We start from the raw sequence: 26,493 nt of genomic DNA, 5'->3' as shown, positions 1-26,493 counted from the left end.
TAAAAATCAATAGCAATATCAAAAATTAATTCAAGCTCTTAACTATTGCTATTGATTTTTATAATTCTAATTGCCTTTACTTATCTGTTACGCATCCAGTTGATGCACTTGAAACTGATCTTATATATTTCAGTAAGACTCCTTTGTTCACTTTTAGATCGGGTTGTACCCAATTTGCTTTTCTCGCTGCAAACTCTTCATCAGAAATTTTCAGATTAATCGTGTTCTTTACCGCATCGATAGTAATAGTATCTCCATTCTTAACTAGTGCAATACCGCCACCGTCAAAAGCTTCTGGTGTGACATGCCCCACAACAAAGCCATGCGAACCTCCAGAAAAACGACCATCTGTAATCAGAGCTACACTTTTACCAAGTCCGGCACCCATAATCGCTGAAGTAGGTTTGAGCATTTCAGGCATTCCAGGACCGCCTTTAGGGCCGCAGTATCTTATTACAACTACGTTTCCAGGCTTTACTTCTCCACCACGAACTCCAGTGATTACATCATGCTCGTTTTCATAAACAATTGCGTCTCCTTCAAAATATTCTCCTTCATTTCCGCTAATTTTTGCAACACAACCTTCTTCTGCTAGATTTCCAAATAAAATTTGAATATTTCCTGTAGCTTTTAACGCTTTTTGAATTTCGTGGATCACTTCCTGACCGTCATTCAAATCTGGTACAACAGCTAAATTTTCAGCCATTGTTTTTCCAGTAACTGTTAAACAGTCTCCATGCAATAAGCCTTGTTTCAATAAATATTTCATTACTGCAGGAACGCCTCCCGCTTCATGTAGGTCTTCCATCAGGTATTTACCACTTGGTTTCAAATCTGCAAGTAATGGTGTTTTATCACTAATATCCTGGAAATCTTTTAGTGTAATTTCAATATCAACAGAGTGAGCCATGGCGATTAAATGCATTACGGCATTGGTAGAACCACCTAAAACCGATACCATAGTAATTGCGTTTTCAAAGGCTTCACGCGTCATGATATCCCTTGGTTTGATATCTTTTTCTAACAAGATCTTAATTGCTTTTCCTGCATCAAGACATTCTTGTTTTTTTTCATCGCTTAATGCTGGATTAGACGAACTGTAAGGCAAACTCATCCCTAATGCCTCTATAGCCGATGACATAGTGTTAGCTGTATACATACCTCCACACGCTCCTGCTCCAGGACATGCATTTTGAATCACTCCCTTAAAGTCCTCTGGAGTAATCGTATTGTTGAATTTTTTTCCTAGGGCTTCAAATGCCGAAACGATATTTAAGGACTCTCCTTTCCATTTGCCGGAATGAATACTGCCTCCGTAAACCATAATTGCTGGGCGATTTAACCTCCCCATAGCCATTACAGAGCCTGGCATATTTTTATCACAACCCGGAATCGCGATTAAACCATCATACCACTGCGCCCCTACTACTGTTTCTATAGAGTCTGCAATGACATCTCTAGAAACTAAAGAAAAACGCATTCCGTCAGTACCATTTGACATACCGTCGCTTACACCAATCGTGTTAAAAATCAGACCTACTAAATCTTCTTTCCACACCCCGGTTTTAATATCTTTTGCCAAGTCATTTAAATGCATGTTACAAGGATTGCCTTCGTAACCCATACTAACAATTCCTACTTGTGCCTTCTTTAAATCTTCTTCAGTTAGACCAATTCCGTACAACATCGCTTGCGCTGCAGGTTGCGTTTCGTCTTGAGTTATGGTCTTGCTATATTTATTTAATTCCATTTATAGTACTGTATCTCTATTTTTTTATTCAATTCGAAAAATTAAAAAGTATAATCTATTTCTGTTTTTTATTTAAAATATGGTTGATTGCCCGATAGTGACATTACTGCTATTAAAGTACATTAGGTCATCTTTACTCAAAATAAAATTAGAAATAAACTCCCCAATTTCATTTGTTCCATATTTAGAATCCGCTTTCAAATCCGTAGCTACCACACCATACCCGATAGCAATTTCAACTCCGTCATATATTTTTTTAGCTTCTTCATAAAGTCCAAAATGCTCTAATAACATAGCAGCAGACAAGATGCAAGCGACCGGATTTGCAATATTTTTTCCTTTAGCTTGTGGATAAGATCCATGTATTGGTTCAAATAAGGCATTGGTAGCCCCTAATGATGCTGAGGCCAATAATCCTATAGAACCAGTTATTACGCTGGCTTCATCCGACAAAATATCACCGAAAAGGTTCTCTGTCAAAAGAACATCGAATTGTCTTGGATTCAATATGATTTGCATGGCTGCATTATCAACAAACAAGAAGTCTAACATAACATCCGGGTAACTTTCGCTAACCTTTTTAACCACTCTTCTCCATAAACGGGAAGTTTCAAGGACGTTGGCTTTATCAACCATTGTCACTTTTTTTCTTCTATTTTGTGCCGACTTAAAAGCCAGATGTGTAATTCTTGCAATTTCATCTTCTGAATACTCACATAAATCAGAAGCTCTTGTTCCAGATTCGTCTACTTTTTTCTCCCCAAAATAAGAGCCGCCAGTCAATTCTCTAAAAATGATAAAATCAGCACCTTCAATTATTTCTTTTTTCAAAGGAGAAGCATCTAACAATGCCGCGTATGGTTTTATAGGTCGGATATTTGCAAAAAGACCTAATTCCTTTCTCAATCTCAACAATCCTTGTTCTGGACGTACTTTTGCATCTGGGTTATTGTCATACTTTGGGTCACCGATAGCACCAAATAATACCGCATCTGTATTAATACAAAGATTTAATGTTTGCTCCGGTAACGGGCTTCCGGTTTTATCTATTGCAACAGCGCCAATTAGTGCGTCTTCAAAAACAAATTCATGTTTATAAACGACCCCAATAGCATATAATGCTTTTTTTGCCTGTAAGATGACCTCAGGCCCAATTCCATCTCCTGATAATACTGCTATTTTTAAATTCATGGGGTACTATTATTAATTTCTTACTAAATCACTTTCTATTTTACAAGCCTCGATGATCTGGTGTATATCATCATCAACTACTTCTTTTTTTATATCTGCAAATTTCAAAAACTCAATGTAAACGGTGTCTAATTGTATTTTTGTAAGTTCATATCCTACTTTTTTTGCTCTGTACGCTAATGCCGCTCTTCCACTTCTGGCCGTAAGAACGATTAAGGATTCATTAACACCTACGTCTAAAGGATCCATAATTTCATAAGTAGCCCTGTTTTTTATTACGCCGTCCTGATGAATACCGGAACTGTGTGCAAAAGCATTTGCTCCTACGATTGCTTTATTTGGCTGTACGACCATTCCCATACTATCAGAAACTAAACGACTCATTTCATTCAATTGTTTGGTATCAATATTAGTATCTAAATTTAGATAAGGATGCTGTTTGAAAATCATTACTACTTCTTCAAGTGCAGTGTTTCCAGCTCTTTCTCCTATCCCATTGATTGTACATTCAATTTGTCTAGCGCCGTTTACCACTCCCGCAATAGAATTGGCTGTTGCCATTCCTAAATCATTATGACAATGACAAGAAAGAATAACATTTTCAATACCTTTCACATTTTCGCGTAAATATTTAATTTTAGCGCCATATTCTTCTGGCAGGCAATACCCAGTTGTATCTGGTATATTTAATACTGTTGCTCCTGATTTTATCGCTTCTTCACAGACTCGTGCTAAAAAATCATTATCTGTTCTTCCTGCATCTTCAGCATAAAACTCTACATCCTCCACATAGGATTTAGCATGAGCAACTGCAAACTTTGCTCTGACAATAATATCAGCTCTTGTCGTATTTAATTTATAAACAATATGTGATTCTGAAGTACCTATTCCCGTATGGATACGAGGTCTTTTTGCATGTTTTAAGGCCGCTGCTGCAACATCAATGTCATTTTTTAATGCTCTCGTTAATCCACAAACAGTTGCGTTTTTTACAATTTTACTAATTTCAGAAACGGATAAAAAATCTCCCGGACTAGAAACAGGAAATCCAGCTTCAATTATATCTACTCCCATTTCATCCAATCGATTTGCTATAACGAGTTTTTGTTTGGTATCTAATTTGCATCCAGGAACCTGTTCTCCATCTCTTAAAGTAGTATCAAATATTTGGACTTTCTCTCTATTCATTTTCATTTATTTAATGTAATTTCACCTTTCAATAACAAAGTTAGATTTCATTAGAGTAATCTAAAACTCACTTTACTGAAATATACTGTTTATAAAGCTGATAAATTCTTTGTAAACTATTGATTTATATACGTTTAAGATCCAATATTATACAATGGCTAACCATACAAAAAGATTTTTTATTCGTACTGATAAAATCCTTATCTAAGTCTGAAAAAAGACAGTTTAAGATTTTTGCAAGCCGACTTGAGGCAAGTTCGAATACAAAATTTATCGAATTATTCAACATTTTAGACAAATCTGAGTTCTATGATGAAAAACTTATATTAAAAAGTGGAATCATCAAAAAAGTACAGTTATCAAACCTGAAGTCCTATTTATACAAACAGATTTTAGTGAGTATTCGATTGAATATTCCGAGCCAAAATATTAGATATCAAATAAGAGAACAAATTGATTTTGCAGCCATCTTATACAATAAGGGCCTATACAAGCAGAGTTTAAAAATTTTAGACAAGACCAAGAGCATCGCTTTAGAAAACGACGAAAAATATATGGCTTTTGAAATTGTAGAGTTTGAAAAGTTGATAGAATCGCAATACATTACTCGAAGTATTAAAGGACGTGCAGATGAATTGACAATTCAGGCCAAAGAATTAAATTACCAAAACACGATTTCCAGTAAGTTATCAAACCTGTCTCTGCAACTCTATGGCATCATGCTGAAGACCGGTTATGTAAAAAGCGATGAAGAGCAACAATATATCGATGATTATTTTCACAAGCATATTACTAAATTCGATGAAAATAAGTTTGGTTTTCGTGAGAAATATTGGTTTTACAATGCTAACCTTTGGCATAGTTTTTTAGCTCAGAATTTTTTAGCAAGTTATAAATACGCCTACAAATGGGTTACTTTATTTTATGACAATCCCAACATGATTTATTTAAATCCGGTATTTTTCATCAAAGGAAATCACTATTTGCTGGAATCTTTATTTATGTTGAAATACAAATCTAAATTCAAAAAATACCTACTTAAATTAGAAGAAACCATAAACGATCCTCGTTTTCCAGTTAATGACAATACTGCTTCTCTGTGTTTCCTGTATCTCTATAACAACAAATTAAATTACCACATACTAGAAGGTACCTTTGAAGAAAGCGAATATTTGATTCCTGAAGTTCTGGACAAAATTAAGCTGCATAGTGAGCATCTTGATGAACATCACGAAATGATGTTTTACTATAAAATTGCCTGTATTTATTTTGGTACTGAAAAGTATACCGAATCCATTTTCTATTTGGAGAAGATTATAAATAATAAAAACCTGACGATGCGCGAGGATTTGATGTGCTTTGCCCGACTACTTTATCTAATAGAACATTATGAAATGGGTAAAGATTTTAATTTGGAATCTCAATTAAAAAGTACCTACAAATTCTTATTAAAAATGAATGATATGCAGGAAGTGCAGAAAGAAATCATTCGATTCATGAAAAACTTAAATTCGTTCTATCCAAGTGACATCAAAAAGGAGTTTATAAAAATGAGAGGACGATTTATTGAATTGGAAAAAAACACGTATGAAAAAAGGGCTTTTCTTTATTTGGACATCATTTCCTGGTTAGAAAGTAAAATTGAAAACAAAAAGATTGCTGATATAATAAGAGAGAAAGCGAGATTGAATAATCGCTGACGAATTTAGGATCAAATAATAATACATAAAGAGCCTTTCTAAAATCTAATTTTAGAAGGGCTCTTTATTTTTATCTGCGCTATGTGAATTCTATTCTGCCTCTATAGATGTCTTCAAAAGAACTGCACTTCACAAACTCTTCCTCTCCATCAATTGTGAAAGGTAAAAAGATAAAATCAACTTGTGATAAATCTTCTTTTAAATAAAACGCTATATCCTCCAATTTATAAAACCATTCTGTATCAAATTGCACTTTATTTATTGTGGCGTCTTTTAGTATTAATTTTTCATTTAAAGGCTTCATTTTTCAAATCAAATTTAAGTGTCTAATTTTTTTCCAAAACTACGCTATCAGAGTATAGTTTCCAAAATATAATATGACGAGAATTTAAAAATTTTATTTGTTTAAGAAATTATTCTTCGAAGGAGAATAAAACCGGGGTCCGAGATTCATTTCTAATAGATCCACTATTTTCTTTCAAAATTCACAGTTCCACTTTTAGCATTAATTAAATCATTAATTTTAACAAGATACTAAAATCAGAAATATAGGAACGGATTTTTTAAAACATTGATCGCGGGTTACGGCGCAAAAAAAATGGGTTGTGGTTGCGTAGGAACAGTTATTATGTTTGTAACCATCTACTACATATTGGGTTATTTTTAAAATTTCGAAAATAACCCAATGCGATATTTAATTTATTCCTTTAAGTCTTTTAACATCAATTCTTTGATATATTTTACCGGCGCACTACCATAGCTTAAGAATTTCTCATGGAATTGTTTTAGATTAAATTTGGCGTCCTCCGTCTTTTTAAGTCTTTCCCTAAAATCATAAATTTCAGTATAACCTGTAAAATAGGAAGACAGTTGAACCTGCGACAAATTAACACGGGTCCACTTTCCCTCTGCTTCCGCTTGCTGTTGAAAAGCTTCCATAACCAATAAATTCATGGCTTCTTCCTTAGTCATATTTTTAGTATGCACGCTATAATCTAAGATTGTATTACATGTCGTTCTTAGGTTCCACTTATAATACATCAACCACATTTCGTCTGAGTTTTTATATCCGCTTTCCAGCATCATTCTTTCGGCATATACTGCCCAACCTTCGATCATTGCTCCATTTCCAAAAATGGCTTTAATGAGACTCGGTGATTGATTGCTATAGACTAATTGTGTATAATGTCCCGGTATAGCCTCATGAATATTTAGGATTTGCAAAATATAATCGTTGTATTCCCTTAAGTAGCTTTCTGATTTTTCTGCACTCCAGCCTGACATACTGCCTACGTTATAATAGGTATTGGCATTTTTATCATAAGGACCGGGTGCCGAAATAGATGCTCCTGCTACTCCAGCCATGTAAGCTGGCTCCTTGCGCACAACCAACGGTTTTGACGGGTCGATATACAGTAAATCTTTGGCTTTTATATAGTCCACTAATTCAGGTATTTGTTTCTCGATCTCCGATTGAAATTTAGCGGGTTTAGTATGTTGCAGCGAAATCTTATCTACAACCATTTTGATCAACTGCAAGGTATCGGTCGGCTTGGCTGTCGATTTCATGTATTTTGGCCACAAGTTATCTGCCAATACTAACATTTTTCCGTGTAAATCCTTTTTATGATATACAGCCTTTTTAAAAATAGTATCAGCACTATAGCTAGACTGAATATCTAAATCAAATTTTTCAGTGTACAATTTTTTACCTAATCTAAACGAACGTGGCATTTTATTATCCAAATCCTTCAACCAATTGGTATAAACTACAATGGCATGCACTGCTGTTTTTGCTTTTTCTTTAATCTCTTTTTTCTCAATATTAGATAATTTACTTTTGCCTAAAGCGGAAATTAAATCTTTTTCAAAAACAGATATGCCCCCTAAATTCTGAGAAATAGCAAGTGCAGTATGCTCTAATGTTGGATTTTTTATATTTGCTTTTGCTGCTTCATAATAGGCTGGAATCGCATTCATTTTGATATTAAAACTATGCAGTCGGACTTCTAAAGTATCATATTTCCCATTTAATATTTCTGCGAAAGCACCGCAAACATTATATTCCGCTGGATTCCATTCGAATGATTTTAATTTATCAATAGTAAAAATGGAGCTTTTTAATTGATTTTGGATCATGTAAAAATCAATGATATTATGGTCTGCAAGATTTTCCAATGGGTAATTTTGCAAAGAGTCTAAGTGCGCATGAGCAAAGTCCAATTGCTTTTTTTTATAAATGGAATCTGGAACCACCAAAATGCTATCCAGCTTATGATATCCTTTACTTGCCGCCCAATCTGGATACAATTCCCAGAGCGAGATAACAAAGCCTTCTTTATATTTTTCGAAGTTTTTGTTTGAATTAATGAGAACTGTCTTTTCCTCTTTTTTCTGACATGAAAATAGTAAAATAAGGAACAGAATGGAGGCGCTATATTTTTTCATGATTGCAATTTAACAAAAATAAAGGTAAAAAAAACGCTATTTATTGAACAGGCTTTTAAAAGGTATAGCTAATAGGCTAAAAGCGCCAATAAATCAGTTTCAAATCGACCTTTAGGCAAATACTGGTCTTCTAATGCTTTTGCAAATGGAATTGGGGTGTCTAAACTAGCCACTCTTTTTACGGGAGCATCTAGATATTTAAAACACTCCTCCATAATCAACGCCGATATATCGCTGGCAATACCACCAAACATGCTGTCTTCCTGATAAATAATCGCTTTTCCAGTCTTCTTAACGGACGTAAAAATAGCTTCCTTATCCAGAGGTTGCAATGTTCTTAAATCCAACAAATCTGCTGAAATTTCAGAATTATTTGTCAATGTATCCAAAGCCCAATGCACCGTTGCTCCAAAAGCAATTATAGTGACTGCATTTCCTTCTTTTACTAAAGCAGCCTTTCCTAATGGTAAGGTATAATAGTCTTTCGGTACCTCTTGATATACGCTACGATACAATTGTTTGTGTTCAAAGAAAAGTACTGGATTTGGGTCGTTAATAGAGGCGTTTAATAATCCTTTTGCATCATAAGGAAATGCAGGATATACCACTTTTAGACCGGGTGTTTTTGTGAACCAAGCTTCATTCGTCTGAGAATGAAAAGGCCCCGCTTGCGTTCCGCCGCCGCAAGGCATTCGAATCACAACATCTGCATTTTCTAACCAACGGTAATAGGACTTAGCCAATAAGTTTACAATCGGGTTGAATCCCGTCGAAACAAAATCGGCAAACTGCATTTCTACAATCGTTTTGTACCCGTTTATGGACAATCCCATTCCCGCAGATACTACGGCACTTTCACAAATTGGTGTGTTGATTACACGTTCTTTTCCAAATTGAGTCACAAATCCATCGGTGATTTTAAAAGCACCACCGTATTCAGCAACATCCTGACCCATAATAACCAAGTTGTCATGACGTTCCATGGATTGCTTCAATCCAATAGAAATAGCATCTATGAATCTTATTTTTTCTATATCCTCTGAAGGATTAAACACCTCAGGATTAAATGGTTTAAAAACATCATTTAACTCTTCACTTAATGTTGGTTCAATTTCAGGTTCTGCATTGGCAATAGCCAGATTCTCATCGATTTCTTTTTTGATTTCGCTTATTAGCCTGTTGTCTAAGGCATCAGAAAGGATTCCGTTTTCTTTTAAAAAGCTGCGGTAATTCTCTACGGGATCTTTTGCAGCCCATAAATCCATTAACTCTTGCGGAACATATTTAGTACCGCTAGCCTCTTCATGTCCCCGCATTCTGAAAGTTTTAAACTCCAATAAAACAGGCCGCGGCTTTTCAATCATGGATGTTTTTAATTCTGAAAGTAAATTAAATACCTCTAGAATATTATTTCCGTTAATAATATGACTTTCCATGCCGTATCCCTTTCCTTTATCAGCTAAGTTTTTACAACGGTATTGTTCGTTTGTGGGTGTAGAAAGGCCATATCCATTATTCTCTATGACGAACATAACAGGCAATTCCCATACCGAAGCGATATTCAAAGCCTCATGAAAGTCTCCTTCACTAGTAGCGCCTTCACCAGTGAACACTGCGGTAACTTTTCCGTTTTTCTTTAATTTGTTAGCTAATGCGATTCCATCAGCAACGCCTAATTGTGGACCAAGATGCGAAATCATTCCGATAATCTTATAGTGTTGGGTACCAAAATGAAAGCTTCTATCCCTACCTTTCGTAAAACCATTGGCTTTGCCTTGCCATTGGGAGAACAAACGATACAATGGAATGTTACGACCAGTGAATACTCCTAAATTTCGATGCATCGGCAATATATACTCCTCATTATCCAATACTGCGGTCACTCCTACCGAGATGGCTTCTTGACCGATTCCTGAAAACCATTTCGATACCTTTCCTTGGCGAATAAGAATAAGCATTTTTTCTTCGATCAGCCGTGGCTTTAATATTCTTTTATATAAATCTAATAAGGTGTCGTCAGTAAGGTTTTTTCTATCAAAATTCATTCTGTTGGCTTTATTACGTGACTCAAAGATAGAAAAATATAACAGTTTAGTTTAAATTTGTTATATTTTTAACCCTTGTTTTTTCCATTTAAAATTCTATTCAAAAATTATTTAATATATTTGTGGATGAATGGTTTTTAACACCATCTAAGTTATTAAAAAATAAGTAGTATATGCAAAACATTCCTAGTGTGGACTTGCGTGATTTCCTTTCGGACGACCCGGAACGTAAACAAAAATTTGTAAATGAAATCGGAAGTGCATTTGAAGATATTGGCTTCGTAGCACTAAAAGGTCACTTTTTAAATGATCAATTAGTAGAAGAACTGTATGGTGAAATAAGAAATTTTTTCGCTTTGCCATTAGAAACTAAGCACAGTTATGAAATTGCTGGAATCGGCGGACAAAGAGGCTATGTTTCTTTTGGAACAGAACATGCCAAAGGGAGAAAAGAGGGAGATTTGAAAGAGTTTTGGCATTTTGGTCAGTATGTTGGAGAAAATTCAAAATACGCTTCAGAATACCCAGAAAATGTCGAAGTTGAAGAATTACCCCGTTTCAATGCTGTAGGTAAAGAAGCGTACCAAATGTTAGAAAAAACCGGTGTTTACGTGTTAAGAGCATTAGCATTGCGCTTGGGTTTAGACGAATTTTACTTTGATAATTATGCCAAAGACGGAAATTCAATTTTAAGACCGATTCACTACCCACCGATTACCTCAGAACCAGCAAATGCAATTCGTGCAGCTGCTCATGGTGATATCAACTTGATAACTCTGTTAATGGGAGCTCAAGGAAAAGGATTACAGGTTCAAAACCGCAAAGGCGAATGGATAGATGCCATTGCTATGCCGGATGAATTAGTAATTAATGTGGGTGATATGTTGTCTCGCCACACTAATAATAAATTGAAGTCTACCATTCACCAAGTGGTCAACCCACCAAGGGAATTATGGGGAACTTCAAGATATTCTGTCCCGTTTTTCATGCATCCTGTTAGTGATATGCCATTAAATTGTTTAGAAAACTGCATTGATGAAAATAACCCTAAACAGTTTGAAGACATTACCGCCGGTGATTATTTATATGAACGATTGGTAGATTTAGGATTGATAAAAAAGTAAAATCCCCAATCCCACCAAGGCGGGAATGAGAAAAATAAAATTCCAAATTCCAAAAAATGAAATTGTGTTTTAAATTCACAATTATTGGAAATTGGAATTTATTTTTTGGAATCTAAATTAAAAATTATGGACTTACAAGACCAATTAAAAAATCTTTTTCCAGATCACAAACCGTTGCCCGCGGAGGCAAAGGAAGAGGAGCCTCATGAGTTATACGTTCAGAAAGAACCTATGATTTGCAAATTCGAAAAAAGAAAAGGAAAAGTTACTACCGTAATCGAGGGCTATGAAGGTTCAGACGCAGATTTTAAAATTCTTGCTAAAGAGATTAAAACAAAGTTAAGCGTTGGCGGGACTTTTAAAGATGATTCCATTATCATTCAAGGAGACTACCGCGATAAAATCATGGAAATATTAAAAGTGAAAGGCTTCAAAATAAAACGTGTGGGAGGTTAATTTAGTAATCAGTGTTCAGTTATGTGGAGTTTACAAGACCGATAACCTTAAACTTTTAAACCTCAAACTTTAAACAAAAAATCAAATGATACAATCATCAGAATTAATATTAAATCCGGATGGAAGTGTGTACCACTTGAATCTAAAACCGGAACATATTGCTCACGACATCATCTTTGTGGGAGATCAAAATCGTGTCGAAAAAATCACACAATTTTTTGACAGCATCGAATTTTCGACTCAAAAAAGAGAATTCAAAACCCAAACGGGACTATTCAAAGGCAAGAGAATTACTGTAATGTCAACAGGAATAGGTCCTGACAATATTGATATCGTAATAAATGAATTAGATGCCTTAGTAAATATTGATTTAGAAACTCGCAAACCAAAAGAAAAACTGACTTCGCTAAATATCATTCGCATAGGAACCTCAGGATCTTTACAGGCTGACATTCCCGTGGATAGTTTTGTGATGGCTAAGTTCGGCTTAGGTCTGGATAACATGCTTCGCTCCTATCTTATAGAAGAGGTGTCAAACTTAGAGATGGAAGATGCTTTTGTTAAACACACCAATTGGGATGTGCGCAAAGGAAAGCCCTGCGTAATTGCCTGTGCAGAAAAATTGGAAAAAATAATTGAAAGTGACAAGATACACAAAGGAATCACAGCAACTGCAGGCGGTTTTTACGGACCTCAAGGCCGTGTATTGCGCTTAAATATCCAAGATGAGAGTTTGAATTCTAAAATGGATAATTTTAAGTTTGAAGATAACATAATTACCAATTTAGAAATGGAAACTGCAGCAATATATGGTCTTTCAGCGCTTTTAGGCCACAATGCCTTATCACTGAATGCCATTATCGCCAATCGTGCCTCAGGAACTTTTAGCGCTGATCCGTACAAGGCGGTAGACGAGCTGATTGCTTATACCTTGGGTAAATTAGCTGAAAATTAGCTGAATTTGCTTTTCAAAATGGTCCTATTTGTAGTTTTAAAAGGTTCTTTTTTAATTTTTTAAAACTACATTTATTTTTAGAATATAACAATTATGAAAATAATACTTACAGGTGCTACAGGAGTTTTAGGTTCTCATGTGATGTATGAAATTTTAGAATTTTTCATCAATAGTAAAATAGAGGGAAAACTCTTTCTAATTGCCAGAAGTAAAGGAAAAAGCTCTGCTTTAGATAGAATAAACGAACTCTTATCCAGTAGTTACACTCCTAAAATATTGCGAGACAAAGGAATAACAAAACTGCACGAATATTTAGAGGTTATTGATACGGATTTGGCTTCCATTAATGCGGATTTTTCAAATAAAATTAAAGGAGCGTATTTCATTCATTCTGCAGGTTATGTTAATTTATCTACTGATGAAGCGCAAAGTGAGAAAATATTTGATGAAAATACCACCATCACAAAAAATATTTTCACTCTATTCTACCCCTTCATAAAAAAATTTATTTACATCGGCACCGCTTTTTCTTCAGGTGAAAGAAAAGGGCTTATTGATAATGATTTTCATAATCTTGATTTTGTTCCGGAGCATCGAAATGCGTATGAAAACGCCAAATTTCACTCAGAAAATTTTATTGCCCGTCAATCGAAAGCTATAGGACTCCCATATCAAATCTTGCGTCCAAGCGTTATTGGCGGAAAAATGCTTGGAAAAGAAAACAACTATTTCATTTCTAAGTACATGGTTTTTTATCTTTTGGCAAAATTCTTTCATTTTACCGCACAAAGAAGAAATAAGCAGGATAATGTGCGTTTTATAATCAATGAACAAACGGGGTTAAACATCATTCCTGTGGATTATGTTGCTAAAGTTATTGTGAGTGTTTTTCAACAAGATGCTATTCAACAACTTAATATTGTAAACAATAAAAGTCTTAATCTCGTTAAAGGATTGGAATTAATCATGAAAGAAGTGGGATACACTAACTATACTTTAATTAAAAACACCCCTGATTTTGAATATAAAAATACAATCGAAAAATTATATTATGAAAGTATTGGGAAACATTTGCAACCTTATTTCATAACGCATCCAAATGAATATAACACAACTTTATTAAACTCGATTCTACAAATACCAAAAGTTGATACTGAAGCCTTTACTAATATGATTCTTTATGCTAGGTCAAATAATTTTAAAGATATTAATGTGTAATTTTAGGTGTTAATTCTCGCCTCTTGTAATAAAACCAGATGGCGGTTTATTGTGCCGAACCTAATACAAATAATTTCTCCTTAAGCAATAGAATATCGGGATAAAAGCAGCAATCCTTGTACTATGAATAGAACAATAGAAACCGAACGTTTACTCCTGAGAGAGATTCTACCTTCCGATGCCGAAGGAATGTTTCTCTTGGATTCAAATCCAAATGTGCATGAGTTTCTGGGTAAACAACCTGTTATTTCAATAGAAGAAAGCAGAAAATATATCACCAATATCAGAAAGCAATACCTTGAAAACGGAATAGGCAGATATGCGGTTATTCTGAAAGAAACAAATGCTTTTATAGGTTGGTGCGGAATAAAATTCATTACTGAACCTGAAAATGGTCATGTTAACTTCTATGAAATAGGTTATCGATTTATTGAAAATTATTGGGGAAAAGGTTATGGTTACGAAGCGGCAAAAGCTTGGCTAAACTATGGATTCAATACCATGAATATTACCACAATGTATGCTTCGGCAAATATTGAAAATGTTGGTTCCAGAAGAATTTTGGAAAAAATAGGATTACGATTGGTTTCCGAGTATTATCATGATGGTATTCCATACGTTTGGTATGAATTAAACAAAATAGACTATTTAAAATGAGAACATTAAAAATTGCCGGAGTACCGGAACATTTCAATTTGCCTTGGCACTTAGCCATAGAAAACAAAGAATTTGAATCTCATGATATTAATTTAGAATGGACGAATATTCCTGAAGGAACAGGAAAAATGTGTCAGATGCTACGGGACGGAGATACTGATATTGCGGTAATATTAACGGAAGGTATTGTGAAAGATATCGTTGCCGGCAATCCGAGTAAAATTGTGCAGATTTATGTAGAATCTCCATTAATATGGGGAATTCACGTGGCAGCCAAGTCTAAATATAAAACACTTTCTGATTTAGAAAACACCAAAGTGGCTATTTCTCGTCAAGGATCGGGTTCTCAATTAATGGCTTATGTAAATGCAAATAATCAAGGTTGGAAAACAGACAGCCTCCAATTTGAAATTGTAAATACCATAGACGGGGCTGTTGAAGCCTTAACAAATGGACGTGCCGATTATTTCATGTGGGAACGTTTCATGACTAAACCATTGGTAGACAAGGGAATATTTAGAAGAATTGACGACTGCCCTACCCCTTGGCCTTGCTTTGTAATTGCTGTACGTGACGAGATATTGGAAAAATATCCTGAAGCGATAAAAAAAATAGTAGACACTATAAATAAAACTACTACAAGCTTTAAAGAGATTCCAAATATAGATAAAATGCTGGCAGCAAATTATAACCAAAAAAAAGAAGATATTCAAGAATGGTTAACATTAACAGAATGGTCAGAAAAACCATTAACAATCGAAATGTTAAACAATGTTCAAAATCAGTTATTTCGACTGAAAATCATTGATAAAATGGGTACTTTTGAGGAAGTTGTAAAACTAATTTAGTTTTTGATTTTGGGGGCACTATGGTAAACATAAAAAATATTTCTTTTAATAAAAGCATACAAAAACTTCGGGTTCAGAAACCTTGGGATGACGTTATTATTTTTGTACTGAATATTTTAATTGCTATTCCTCTTTTCATAATAGCCCATCAGAATCTAATCGAACTGAATTGGTTTTTTAATATTGACCGAATCTTTCTGTTCTTATTTATAATTGTAGCGATACAAGTGATATTAAGACTTTTAAGGACCATAATCATTATTTGTATCTTCTTATATGTTTTAGTTTTATTTTTTGGAACAGCATCTGGAAATTATGGTTTCAACAGTGTTTATGAGGATTACGACTCTATGTTATACACCATGTCCGATAGTCCAAATCCACAAGATATCATCATAGCTAAACTGCTGCCGTTTCCCAATAAATCTAAAATTATTAATGCCATTGAATATCAAAATCCCAGAGTCAGGAATTTTGCTGTTATGGCTACTTCAAAACATTTCAAAAATATAAAAGGCTATTCTGACTATCGAACCATAATTCAATGTTTTGCCGTATTTAAAGAAATAAACAGTCGTTGGAATTATGTCAGCGACCCAAAAGACGGGGATTATATTGCAACTGCAAGTGAGTCATTGGATTATTTTTCGGGAGATTGTGACGACCATTCTATTTTGATGGCGGCAAGTGTGCGAGCCATAGGGGGAACTCCCCGACTGATTCATACTAAAGGACATATTTATCCTGAAATTCTGGTAGGCAACTTAAATGATCTCGAGACCGTAAATTACTTAATTAAAAATGTGCTTTTTGAAAAGGAGAGCTATCAAAAGCAGCTTCACTATCATATCGATGAGCGTGGTCAAGTTTGGCTTAACCTAGATTATACTGCTAAATACCCTGGAGGGCCTTTCTTGTCAGAAGAAATCCTGGGTGCCTTAACACTTTATTAAATACAATTAGATTTTCAATTGTCCTAAAATTTCATAAGAATGAACTCTGGCTGTATGCTCATAAATAGCAGTGGCCACCATCAATTCATCGACTTTCGTTTTTTCAAGAAAATACTCCAATTCTTTTTTTACTTTTTCGGGACCTCCTATAAAGGTATAAACAATCATCTGTTGCAAGGCGGCTTCTTCCATTGGGTCCATAAAACCTTCCCCAGGATCAACCGCTTCTTTAAGTTGTTGTCTATTTCCAGTTATAATTCCCAGAAACAATCTCTTAAAAGAAGTCGATAATCGCTCCGCCTCTTGATCAGAATCGGCTACAATTGCATTGATGCAAGCAATCACATAAGGTTTTTTTAATTGTTCGGAAGGCCTGAAATTAGTACGGTATATCGATATGGCGGTCAGCAATTGTGCAGGTGCAAAATGACTTGCAAAAGCATAAGGCAACCCTTTTGAAGCTGCTAAGTAGGCACTATCTGTACTAGAACCTAAAATCCAGATTGGGACGTTTACCCCTTCTCCGGGAATTGCGCGAACACGTCCTTTTTTATTCCCCTCTGAAAAATACAATTGTAATTCTTCTACATTGGCTGGAAATTCCATCGCTGCATGTTGATCTCTTTTTAAGGCCGCTGCCGTAAATTGATCCGTTCCCGGCGCACGACCCAATCCTAAATCAATTCGGTTAGGAAAAAGAGTAGCGAGTGTTCCAAATTGTTCTGCTACGATTAACGGTGCGTGATTAGGCAGCATAATCCCACCGGAACCCACTTTTAATGTACTCGTTCCAGATGCAATATGTCCAATTAAAATAGAAGTTGCACTACTTGCAAGTCCTGGCATATTGTGATGCTCTGCTAACCAAAATCGACTATAGCCCCATTTTTCAACTTGCTGTGCAAGATCAAGACTGTTTTTGAAAGTTTCAGCTACATGATCCCCATCTCTAACTATTGCTAGGTCGAGAACTGATATTTTTGTTTGAGATAACCTATTTATATTCATTGATTGCGTTTCTTTTCTATCTTAACAAAAGTAAGGATTGTAATATTTCTTTTGGCACAAGCATATACTAATATCTAGTTAAAAAGGGTATATCGAACTTTTTGATTTTATAGATCTTAGCTTACACTTTTTGAAGAGTTTGCATTTTCCTTTTAGTTTTCTATTTCTACAGTTAAATTTCGCTATCTTGAAGAAGTTTAAAACGTTATCGAAATTCATTATGGAAAATTCTAAACTAAAAGCCTTTATTCCTCTTTTTTATCTTGTTTGGTCTGATGATCTTTTGAGTCAAAAAGAATTCTTGACATTACAACAATTTATCGTTTCCCAGAACTGGATTTCTAAAGAAGAACAGGAATATCTTGTTTCTAAAATTGCAGTGTCATCCCCACCATCGAGGGAAGTGGTAGCAGATTGGAAGTCGGAAATTGAACGTGTTCTTCAAAAAAGCCCTGAAATCAAATCCCTTTTTGATATCTCGGTCTTACTGTCTGAAAATGATGAAATCATCAACGATCTTAGAACTGCTTTCACAGTACTCGAAAACGATTTAGGGATTTCAGGAAAAGAAGCAATCTTAGAGTTTAAAACAACTGCAATTTCCTTTACTTCAAATCATCAAACGAACAAAAGATTTGAAATAGAAAAACTAACTCAAATTCTGGATGGGAAACAAGCTGAAATCATTAAGAAAGTAAAATCTGTCATCAGCCGACCTGAATTTGCCTACGAAACTTCGACAGACACTGCTGTTTATCGTGAAAAAGTCTATGATTGGTGTAAAATCCTTGCAAAAGAAAACTTAGGTAATATGGGGTTTCCAAAACGATATGGCGGTGGTGCAAACATAGCAGCTTATTTTGCAATAATGGAAACATTGAGCTACCACGATTTAAGCTTGGTAATCAAGTTTGGTGTACAATTTGGACTTTGGGGAATGAGTATTCAATCCCTTGGTACAGAAAAACATTATAGCAAGTACTTAAAAGATATTGGCTCACTTCAACTCCCAGGCTGCTTTGCTATGACAGAAACGAATCACGGTTCGAATGTGAAAGGAATAGAAACAACGGCGACCTATAATCATGAAAAACAAATATTTACCATTCACACACCACATGAAAAAGCGCAAAAAGAATACATTGGTAATGCAGCTGTACACGGACAAATGGCTACAGTTTTTGCTAAATTAATCATTGGTGAAACTGATTACGGTGTTAATGCGTTTGTTGTTCCACTTCGCGACACCAACAGCAAAATTCTAAACGGAATTACTATCGGTGATTGTGGCCTTAAAATGGGACTTAATGGCGTTGATAATGGAACAATCCGGTTTGAAAATGTGATTATTCCAAAAGAAAATATGTTAGATCGTTTTTCTTCGGTAAATGAGAAAGGGAAATTTGAAAGCCCAATACCAAGTGATAATCGACGATTTTTTACGATGTTGGGAACCTTAATAGGGGGCAGAATCGGGATTCCGAGATCAGCATTGGCTGCAGCTAAATCTGGCTTAACAATTGCAATTAAATATAGTGACCAGCGCAGACAATTTGGCCCAGCAGGAGGCGCAGAAGTGCCAATATTAAATTACCGTATCCATCAACGCCGACTTCTTCCCTTATTGGCAAAAACATATGCAATCCATTTTGCATTGCAATACGTTACAAGTCGTTTCCTTAATAAAAAGGAATCTGAAATGCAGGAAATTGAAGCTCTAGCTGCGGGTATGAAGGCCTACTCTACGTGGAGCACCACTGCTGTTTTACAGGAATGTCGCGAGGCCTGTGGTGGCAAAGGTTATTTATCCGAAAATCGTATTGATGCTTTAAAAAATGATACCGAAATCTATACCACTTTTGAAGGTGACAATACTGTATTAATGCAATTGGTTGCCAAAAACCGTTTATCAGAATTCCGAAAATCATTTGGCAAAATGGATGCAATGGGAATGATTAATTATGTTTATGAAAATGCCAAAACGGCTATTTCTGAAAAGAATCCAATAGTAACCAGAAAAACGGATGATTCCCACTTAATTGATGAGGAGTTTCATTTAGATGCTTTTCAGTACAGAGAAAAAACGACTTTGGCGTCTGCAGCGAAGCGAATAAAAAAACTAATTGATAGCGGACTTGATCCTTATGATGCGTTTAATATTGTGCAGCATCAAATGATTGATGTCGCTCAGGCCTACCTGGAACGAGTTGTATTGGAGCAGTTTCAAGAGGCCGTACAAAATATTGAAGACAAAAATAGCAAGGAAGTTATGTTGAAATTATATCAATTGTATGCACTTTCGCAGATTGAAAAAAATAAAGGATGGTATCTTGAGGATGGTTATATGGAAGCTGTAAAAACAAAAGCCATACGCAAGATGGTCAATCAGTTGTGCTGGGAAATTAGACCGGACGCTGTTTCTTTGGTAAAAGCATTTGATATTCCTGACAGTTGCCTTGCTGCGCCTATTGCGTTCTAAAAGATATGACGTTAAATTATTGTCATTTATAAATTGATCTACTACTTCTATTTTTATGCTATGAAACCTAAGTGATATAGTAGTATTTAGATTTTTCAATAGGTTCAATATGTTTGTTATCAATCTCTGACAAGGTATTTTCAATCATAGCAGACATAGCATCTAACGCTCAATCATTAGGCTGAATACCAAATGGATCTTCTAACTCATCACCAATTACTTCAAGCGCTACAAAGGTATAGGCGATAAAGACAATCACAAAAGGCAAAGTCCACAACATGTTTTCCCCAAAACCAAAAGAAAGTAAAAAGCAATAAATATAAACGGTACGATGCAACAAAATACTGTAGGTATAAGGTACAGGAGTACTAGTAATCCTTTCGCAACCTGCTATACTATCTGCTAATTTATTGAGGTTGTCATCAAACGCAATCTATGTATTACTATCTAATTTCCCATCTCTTTTTAATTTATTTACCCATAATCCCAACTCTTTCAAAATAATAATAATAATAATAATAATAATAGGCTTAAAAACAGTAGTTTGTGTTTTTTGATTATCAGACTTTGATAATAGGCGATTCATATCAGTATCAGGATTCGTTTCTCTTAATTGATGTTTTAAAGCATATACCAAAGCCGTAAGCATTTGTATAAAATGAGTACGCTGTTTATGATAGTCTTCCCCGTCTACCTGTTTATGTGCTTGACGAGCAAGTGAGCGAGTGTCGTTTAAGAGTGCTCCCCAAAGTTTTCTACCTTCCCAAAATCGATCGTAACTGACCGTGTTTCTAAATCCTAAAAAAATAGCTAAGGCAATGCCAAAAAGAGTGAAAATTGCAGAGTTGATAAAAAGATGGTATTTGAGTAAAGAATCTCTAAAATAGACGATGACAATAGTATATAGGAAAAGTATAAATAACCGCGGTAATAATTGCGGAAGAACACAACCTTTCAATTCAAACAGCATACCACACCAGGTTGTTTTTTTCTTTGTAATCATGGTGTAAATTTAATCATATAAACTAATCTACTCGTTAAGTTTAGTCTTGATTTAATTTAAATTAGCATCCGTCATCTTTAAAAGAAGAAACAATTATTATTGCATCATTTGGAATTCTCTTTTCATTGCTGCTTTTTTTGTGTAAAATTATTTTTTACAAACGATATCCCAATCAGTCAAACTTACCCTAAATCATTTGCTTTTTTCGCTTTTTCGAATAAGCCTCTTTTGCGTACCTGCAACATACCACAGATAGTAATGATATTAGGTTTTTATGTATAGTATGCAAACAAAATATTCCAGAGAATTAAAAGCAAAAAAAACTTCTCAATAGATTGAGAAGTTTTGTGGGCTGTCAGGGATTGCAATCGAACACCTTATACCTGTTTTGACCTTTTTTGAAAGTTTAAAGTAATGTAAATTTTAGATTTATTTTTAACTTCGGGTGTTTGCTACGTTAGTATATCCAAAGTCGACTGCAGAGAAATTGCATAATTTAGAATCTGATTGGAATTGATCTTACAGTAAATTTGTTTAAATCAATCTTTCTTCAATCAAATCTTTCCAAATTACAAACCCTTTTCTGTCATTTGAATAATCGTGAAGTATTCTACTGAAATTATTAGGTGGATTCTCAATAAAAGATTGTCTTCCGTTATTTCTAATGCTATTTAAGTAGTTGTCAACTTGTTTTAAGTTATAAAGAAGTGATTTTTTATCATTGTCAAAATGCCAAATGTAGGTTGCTTCTTCTGTGTTTAAGGTTTCTAAAACAATATGAAATTCTGTCTTTCCTGCTAAAAGAAAAACAAATGAAAAAGGATTCAGTACAAATCGAATTTTAAGAATAGTCCTTTCGTGATGATTGGCTAAATATTGTAAATGTTTTTGATGTTTGTAATTTTGATTCTGTAAAAAGTCATTTAATAATTCATCTCCTGAATCATATAATTTGATATTATTTTCATTCTGTAATTGATTTATATCGAGTAGGTTTTCTTCGCTAATTGTATTTAATTTTCCCAAGAAATTTTTGGTTATAAATTTAAATTTCACACTTTCAATCAGTTCTTTAGTTATCTTTTTGAGATCATTGGATAATGCTAATTGTGAAATTAGTTTTCCTTTTTCAAATTCTGCATAAATAGCAACTTCAATATTTTTTATTTGGAGTGATTTAGAAAAGTATTCTTTTAAGACTTCAAACTCTGGTCTTATTTCGAAATTTTCAATATCAAATTCTAGTTCTGTATTCATTTCTGGAACACTGAGTTTAAAAGAAATACTTCCATAACGAAATTCTAATTTTTCAAAAGAAACCTTTATTTTTTGGTCAAGAATAAATGTGTTTGCTGGGATAGTAATTTCTTCGGGTTCATCAAATAAGGTTGCTTGCTTGTCAATTTTTCGATAATAAACATTCCTTTTTAGAAACATTTTATTCAAATAATCAATCTTAATATCCCGATAATCGTAAATAGTAGGTGTTACTTTCGAACGTTGAACTCGCCCAATGTATTGAATCAATTTACCTTCAAAAGAAAAAGGATAAACAAGAAACAAACAATTGGGATTTTGCAAATCTGTTCCTTCTCCAAAGAATTGTCCGGTGGTAATTAAAACTTGATAATTCCCCTCCTTTAATAATTTCCATTTTGAGTTTTTAGCACTTTCAGAATCTTCTCCGCTTAATGTAATAGTCTCATATGATTGTTTCAAATATTGATTAAGCGAATCAATATGTTCCTTGCGCTCCGTAATAATAATGACTTTTTTATCTGATTTTAATTCATTGATTACATCCTGAAGTATCCTTTTATTTCTTGTAGAATCGTGGATTAGGATTTTCGATAACGTCTCAAATTTGTCTGTCTTTGAATTAAAAGGAACATCAAGTTCTGTGTTTCTAATGATTATTTTTGGAGTTTTTGAAGTACTTATTTCATTCGATTTTATCTCTGCTATTATTTCTCCTAAATGGATAAAAATAAGTTTGTCGTCATTGTATTTTCTAAAAGGAGTTGCTGTTAACCCATACAAATAGAATGTTTGTAATTTTGCAATTGTATTTCTGAATGTTTCCGCAGGTATATGATGGCATTCGTCAATAATGATAGTGCCAAAAGTATTTAAAAAATCTTTTGAATCAGGTTTCTCAATTTCTTTCGATAGACTCTGAATCATTGCAATAGTTATGTGTTTTCCACTCTTGTTTCTACCTTGACCAATTTTTCCAATATCATTTTTTGATATTCCCAAAAATGCTTCGATTCTTTCTATCCATTGTTCCGCAATTTGTTTGCGATGGGTAATGATTAATGCAGGTTGCTTTTTATCGGCAATAATTTTTAGTCCAACAACCGTTTTTCCTGATCCTGGTGGAGCAACAATTACTCCCAAATCTTTCTTTGAGATGCTATTCATCACTAATTGTTGATGTTCTTTTAGTTGCGCATTAAATGAGAATGAAACGGAGTTTAGTTTTTTTCTTTCATCAATAAAATCATAATCGATTTTATTTTCTCTACAAAATCGAATTGTTTTACCAACAAAACCTTTTGGGATTATTATTGAATTTTCAGTTTCTTCTATAAATCTGAAGTAACGTTCAGTTCCAAAAGTATTTTTATTCGATTTCTTTTTTATTATGAATTCCGTATTGAGAAAATTCAATTCTTCTTTTAGAAAATTAATTAAAGAGGTTGGTATTGCGTTACGATTGATTTCTAATACATTGCTTAATGTAATAGTCAACTTTGCAGGGCTAATTTGTGGTAAATATGGAACGTTGCTATTTTCTATAGGAATGTAAGATTCGTAAAGATTATCAAGTTTGGCTATTGTTGTTTTTTGAATATTTTGAAAGAAATCCCATTGATTTTCGAATGGTTTCAAAGTATCAATTTCCACAAAGCAACTATTTCCTTGATCTAAGGTTTTTTTGTACAGAGGAAGTGCAATTAAATTACCGAATCCTTTTCCTGAAAGGAAATCTTGATTAGGAAATAATCGGTCAAAACTTGAGCTTTTATCAAACAAAGAAAAAATCTCCGAGTTTTCTAAAATAGAAATAAAAATCTTTCGGCTTTTGATAGCTGGATAAGGCTGTTCGAAAAAAATCCAAACGTGTCCGCCTTTACCTGAACGTGAACGCTCTAAATATGCAGGAATTTCTTTTTCTTTGCAAGTATTTATAAACTTTTTGCAGTCCTCAACCCAATCAACTTTATCAAAATCTGCGACAATAAACCATTAAGTATTGTCTTTTAGTAGTGGATAAATACCAATTAAATGGTCGCCATTTAGATGCTTTTCAATTTCTTTATCGGTAAAAGGCAAATATTCTTTATCTGCATAATTTTGAAATGTACCTCCTTTCATTTTATGTGCTCGATATCGATATGGGTCATAGAAGTAGGCTGGCATATAGCCACTTTTATTTCCCTTTTCCCACCGAACAGCAAACACATCTTCTCGACCTATAAAAATAGATTTGAATAGTTGAATAGTATCTAATGGTTTTGATGAAGACATTATTTAATCTCTATAATTTAAAAATATCTATTAATATTATTTTGTTCCGATCTTGAAATTCCAACTTCCGTAGCTGTCAATTTCTAATTATTTAGACTGTTGTTAATTGATTTAAGATTTTAAGCTGTCTCTCTTTTGAAATACCTGCTTATAAGCCTGTTCCATTTGCTCTATTTCATCATCACTTAGCTCTTTGTAAAAATCCCTTTTGCGACTAGCCAGCTTTCCTTTGTTTTGATGAAGAAACAAAATCATGCGATCAACTTTATTATCGGGCATATCTACTATGTTTTGTATATCTCCTTTAAGTTCATCATAGCATTGAAGAAAATACAATTCTTCTGGAATATCGTTATTAACTGTGGCTTGTAGTGCTCTTGCCAAAAACACGGTATGATTAGTTAAGTCTGGAAATCGGTATATAGCTTCTATTTCTGATGGGTTATTAATAATCATCTTTCCACCTTCATCAAGAGTATATTTTACCTTTCGTTCAATCAATTTAGAAAGTAACTCCAAAGTATTGTCGTATTCATCCATATTGGCAAGTATTTGAGCAGAAACAGGTAGTATTGTTCCATTAGGTACAATGCCGTCACGTACTAGAATATCATGAATAAGGAAACGATGAATTCTTCCATTACCATCTTCAAATGGATGGATATACACATATCCAAAAGATACCGTTGAAGCTTTTATAATAGTTTTAAATGAACTGCTTTTTTTATTTAAGTCAAGTATTCCTTGCATCAAAGATTTTACAAATTGTGGTGGTGGACATACATAATGTATTTTCTGTGTATAGTCTCTCATTGATTGACCAATATAGTTTTGAAAGTCCCTAAAACCATCATCTGCATATCTAGGGTCAACTATTACGTTTTGTAAACGTACCAATTCAGTTTCTGATAATGATTCTTCAAAGGTTTTTTGTCCTGCTTCTTCTAGTAGTGCTATGAACTTTTCCATTCTGTCTTGCGATGGTTCTTCTTTCTCTATTTCACTGGAAGATTTTGATTCTTTTTTATAAAGATAATAACTTGCTCGTTTAAAAATTTCTGAAGAGTATTCGTGTTTCAGATTTTCAATAGCTTCTTTAATATTCCAATCAAGTAACTCGCTAAGTTCAGCAGTTCTTCTTATTATAGGGCAAAATTTGTTTTGCCCTATAAGATTATCATTTACTTTCCATTTAGTTATTTTTGTAATATCTCCAGTTATATATCGAGAGGAGTTTAATATATTCTCGTAATTAGTTGCAGTAACTTCAATTTTAATAGATTTACCTCCAGTAAACTCATACAAGTAACCAATGATTCTTGGATATTTTCTATTTGGATTTTCTTTGATGTAGTCAACTATAATTTGGCGGTCAACAGAGGTGAAAATTTCCTTGATGAATGCGAGGTTAAAATCATCATATTTCAAAGCGAATTCTAAGTGAGACATTGGATGGTCAATATTTACATCATATTTCGATTTGAATGTTCGAACAACCGAATTAGTTGAACTTAATTCGGTCTTATCCGTTGTTCCGATATATGATTCATGCGTCAGTTGAAAACCTTGAATATTTAGTTTTTCCTTAAGCCATGTAAACCCTACTTTTTTCATTTACTTTCTGTTTTTGAGGTAAAACTAATTTCGCAAAGGTAAATTTAGTTTTTATTATCAAACAAAGGGTAAAATTAATTTATTTTAACATAGAACTATTTTATTATTCATTGTTGGGGTAAAATTAATTTCGCAAGGATAAAATTAATTTTATACACTAATTAAAGGGTAATTTTTATTTATCTGAATCTTGAATATAAATAATCTGGAGAAGGTTGTAATTTCTGTGTGCTGTCAGGGTTTACAATAAAACACCTAATATATGTTTTGACTTTTTTTTAAAGTCTAAAATAATTTAAATTAAAAGATTAAGTACATGACA

18 protein-coding genes and 2 pseudogenes are annotated in these 26,493 nt (G+C 33.9%); 9 read left to right on the top strand and 11 right to left on the bottom strand.

The annotated features are described in order from the left end of the window. Nucleotides 1–76: 76 nt before the first annotated feature. The 3 genes from ilvD to A3SG_RS19125 form a co-directional block, all read right to left on the bottom strand. The gene (gene ilvD, locus A3SG_RS0104470; protein WP_016988821.1) at nt 77–1,750 is read right to left on the bottom strand and encodes a dihydroxy-acid dehydratase; all 1,674 of its coding nucleotides are present in this window, start codon (nt 1,748–1,750) and stop codon (nt 77–79) included. A gap of 72 nt (nt 1,751–1,822) precedes the next feature. Continuing rightward, complete coding sequence (leuB, locus tag A3SG_RS0104465; RefSeq protein ID WP_016988820.1) at nt 1,823–2,941, bottom strand: 3-isopropylmalate dehydrogenase; 1,119 nt, start codon at nt 2,939–2,941, stop codon at nt 1,823–1,825. A gap of 12 nt (nt 2,942–2,953) precedes the next feature. Next, nucleotides 2,954–4,129 (bottom strand): 2-isopropylmalate synthase, encoded by a 1,176-nt coding sequence (locus tag A3SG_RS19125; protein WP_083832402.1) that lies wholly within the window; start codon nt 4,127–4,129, stop codon nt 2,954–2,956. Between the two features lie 119 nt (nt 4,130–4,248). On the opposite strand from A3SG_RS19125, the gene A3SG_RS0104455 reads away from it, so the two are divergent. Continuing rightward, a complete protein-coding gene (locus tag A3SG_RS0104455; RefSeq protein WP_016988818.1) occupies nt 4,249–5,829 on the top strand; it encodes a hypothetical protein in 1,581 nt (526 codons plus the stop codon). A 79-nt stretch (nt 5,830–5,908) separates the two neighbouring features. On the opposite strand, the gene A3SG_RS0104450 is transcribed toward A3SG_RS0104455, so the two are convergent. The 3 genes from A3SG_RS0104450 to A3SG_RS0104440 form a co-directional block, all read right to left on the bottom strand. Beyond that, on the bottom strand, nt 5,909–6,133 hold the full coding sequence (locus A3SG_RS0104450; protein ID WP_016988817.1) for a hypothetical protein: 225 nt from the start codon (nt 6,131–6,133) through the stop codon (nt 5,909–5,911). 395 nt (nt 6,134–6,528) lie between these two features. Then, a complete protein-coding gene (locus A3SG_RS0104445) occupies nt 6,529–8,277 on the bottom strand; it encodes a DUF885 domain-containing protein (RefSeq protein ID WP_016988816.1) in 1,749 nt (582 codons plus the stop codon). A 68-nt stretch (nt 8,278–8,345) separates the two neighbouring features. Beyond that, nucleotides 8,346–10,322 carry a thiamine pyrophosphate-dependent enzyme gene (locus A3SG_RS0104440; RefSeq protein ID WP_016988815.1) on the bottom strand — a complete coding sequence of 659 codons (1,977 nt, stop codon included), beginning with the start codon at nt 10,320–10,322 and terminating at the stop codon, nt 8,346–8,348. A 173-nt stretch (nt 10,323–10,495) separates the two neighbouring features. Here A3SG_RS0104440 and A3SG_RS0104435 point away from each other — a divergent pair, with 173 nt between their 5' ends. From A3SG_RS0104435 to A3SG_RS0104405, 7 genes are all read left to right on the top strand, one after another. Continuing rightward, nucleotides 10,496–11,446, top strand: a complete 951-nt coding sequence (locus tag A3SG_RS0104435) for an isopenicillin N synthase family dioxygenase (RefSeq protein ID WP_016988814.1) — start codon at nt 10,496–10,498, stop codon at nt 11,444–11,446. 126 nt (nt 11,447–11,572) lie between these two features. Continuing rightward, nucleotides 11,573–11,902, top strand: coding sequence for a translation initiation factor (locus A3SG_RS0104430; protein WP_029596605.1), 330 nt, complete (start codon nt 11,573–11,575; stop codon nt 11,900–11,902). A gap of 85 nt (nt 11,903–11,987) precedes the next feature. Beyond that, the gene (locus A3SG_RS0104425) at nt 11,988–12,857 is read left to right on the top strand and encodes a nucleoside phosphorylase (protein WP_016988812.1); all 870 of its coding nucleotides are present in this window, start codon (nt 11,988–11,990) and stop codon (nt 12,855–12,857) included. 93 nt (nt 12,858–12,950) lie between these two features. Further along, complete coding sequence (locus A3SG_RS0104420; protein WP_016988811.1) at nt 12,951–14,075, top strand: SDR family oxidoreductase; 1,125 nt, start codon at nt 12,951–12,953, stop codon at nt 14,073–14,075. 123 nt (nt 14,076–14,198) lie between these two features. Then, nucleotides 14,199–14,732: a GNAT family N-acetyltransferase gene (locus A3SG_RS0104415; protein ID WP_016988810.1), complete on the top strand. Its 534-nt coding sequence runs from the start codon at nt 14,199–14,201 to the stop codon at nt 14,730–14,732. Then, nucleotides 14,729–15,580: a substrate-binding domain-containing protein gene (locus tag A3SG_RS0104410; protein WP_016988809.1), complete on the top strand. Its 852-nt coding sequence runs from the start codon at nt 14,729–14,731 to the stop codon at nt 15,578–15,580. Before A3SG_RS0104415 ends, A3SG_RS0104410 begins: the two co-directional genes overlap by 4 nt. A gap of 20 nt (nt 15,581–15,600) precedes the next feature. After that, nucleotides 15,601–16,533: a hypothetical protein gene (locus tag A3SG_RS0104405; protein ID WP_016988808.1), complete on the top strand. Its 933-nt coding sequence runs from the start codon at nt 15,601–15,603 to the stop codon at nt 16,531–16,533. A 6-nt stretch (nt 16,534–16,539) separates the two neighbouring features. Here A3SG_RS0104405 and A3SG_RS0104400 read toward each other — a convergent pair whose 3' ends face one another. Beyond that, on the bottom strand, nt 16,540–17,541 hold the full coding sequence (locus A3SG_RS0104400) for an LLM class flavin-dependent oxidoreductase (protein ID WP_016988807.1): 1,002 nt from the start codon (nt 17,539–17,541) through the stop codon (nt 16,540–16,542). Between the two features lie 220 nt (nt 17,542–17,761). On the opposite strand from A3SG_RS0104400, the gene A3SG_RS0104395 reads away from it, so the two are divergent. Continuing rightward, on the top strand, nt 17,762–20,020 hold the full coding sequence (locus tag A3SG_RS0104395) for an acyl-CoA dehydrogenase (protein ID WP_016988806.1): 2,259 nt from the start codon (nt 17,762–17,764) through the stop codon (nt 20,018–20,020). A gap of 169 nt (nt 20,021–20,189) precedes the next feature. Here A3SG_RS0104395 and A3SG_RS19120 read toward each other — a convergent pair. The 4 genes and pseudogenes from A3SG_RS19120 to A3SG_RS19115 all read right to left on the bottom strand — a co-directional run bounded on the left by A3SG_RS19120 (nt 20,190) and on the right by A3SG_RS19115 (nt 26,171). Then, nucleotides 20,190–20,990 (bottom strand): annotated as a pseudogene (locus A3SG_RS19120) (bestrophin family protein). Between the two features lie 567 nt (nt 20,991–21,557). Beyond that, on the bottom strand, nt 21,558–23,696 hold the full coding sequence (locus A3SG_RS0104385; RefSeq protein ID WP_410500986.1) for a DEAD/DEAH box helicase: 2,139 nt from the start codon (nt 23,694–23,696) through the stop codon (nt 21,558–21,560). Nucleotides 23,697–23,858: 162 nt separating this feature from the next. Beyond that, nucleotides 23,859–24,557 (bottom strand): annotated as a pseudogene (locus tag A3SG_RS23060) (TOTE conflict system archaeo-eukaryotic primase domain-containing protein); the annotation flags it as partial. Nucleotides 24,558–24,668: 111 nt separating this feature from the next. Beyond that, nucleotides 24,669–26,171, bottom strand: a complete 1,503-nt coding sequence (locus tag A3SG_RS19115) for a Fic family protein (protein WP_016988801.1) — start codon at nt 26,169–26,171, stop codon at nt 24,669–24,671. Nucleotides 26,172–26,493: the final 322 nt, after the last annotated feature.

This window comes from Flavobacterium sp. ACAM 123, assembly GCF_000264055.1.
GTDB lineage: Bacteria > Bacteroidota > Bacteroidia > Flavobacteriales > Flavobacteriaceae > Flavobacterium.
This window is presented reverse-complemented; position numbering and strand designations above follow the sequence as displayed.